Raw genomic sequence first — 791 nt, 5'->3', positions numbered from 1 at the left:
GTCGCTCCTTGAAAACTAAACACACAAGACCACCAAGCCCGTGAGTCTTGACGACCACGAAGTCAGGATAAGCTGTTTGGATTGAGAGTTTGATCCTGGCTCAGGACGAACGCTGGCGGCGTGCCTAATACATGCAAGTCGAGCGGACCTCTTCGGAGGTCAGCGGCGGACGGGTGAGGAACACGTGGGTAATCTGCCTTTCAGACCGGAATAACGCCCGGAAACGGGCGCTAATGCCGGATACGCCCGCGAGGAGGCATCTTCTTGCGGGGAAAGGCCCAACTGGGCCGCTGAGAGAGGAGCCCGCGGCGCATTAGCTGGTTGGCGGGGTAACGGCCCACCAAGGCGACGATGCGTAGCCGACCTGAGAGGGTGACCGGCCACACTGGGACTGAGACACGGCCCAGACTCCTACGGGAGGCAGCAGTAGGGAATCTTCCGCAATGGGCGCAAGCCTGACGGAGCAACGCCGCGTGAGCGAAGAAGGCCTTCGGGTTGTAAAGCTCTGTTGCCCGGGGCGAGCGGCATGGGGAGTGGAAAGCCCCATGCGAGACGGTACCGGGTGAGGAAGCCCCGGCTAACTACGTGCCAGCAGCCGCGGTAAAACGTAGGGGGCGAGCGTTGTCCGGAATCACTGGGCGTAAAGGGTGCGTAGGCGGTCGAGCAAGTCTGGAGTGAAAGTCCATGGCTCAACCATGGGATGGCTCTGGAAACTGCTTGACTTGAGTGCTGGAGAGGCAAGGGGAATTCCACGTGTAGCGGTGAAATGCGTAGAGATGTGGAGGAATACC

Annotated in this window: 1 rRNA gene; it reads left to right on the top strand. The window is 60.3% G+C overall.

Features of this window, described 5'->3' with window-relative positions:
* Positions 1-77 precede the first annotated feature (77 nt).
* A 16S ribosomal RNA gene (locus J3481_RS14370) occupies positions 78-791 on the top strand; the annotation flags it as partial.

The organism is Alicyclobacillus fructus, from assembly GCF_017329605.1.
In the GTDB taxonomy this organism is placed as follows: domain Bacteria; phylum Bacillota; class Bacilli; order Alicyclobacillales; family Alicyclobacillaceae; genus Alicyclobacillus; species Alicyclobacillus fructus.
This window is presented reverse-complemented; position numbering and strand designations above follow the sequence as displayed.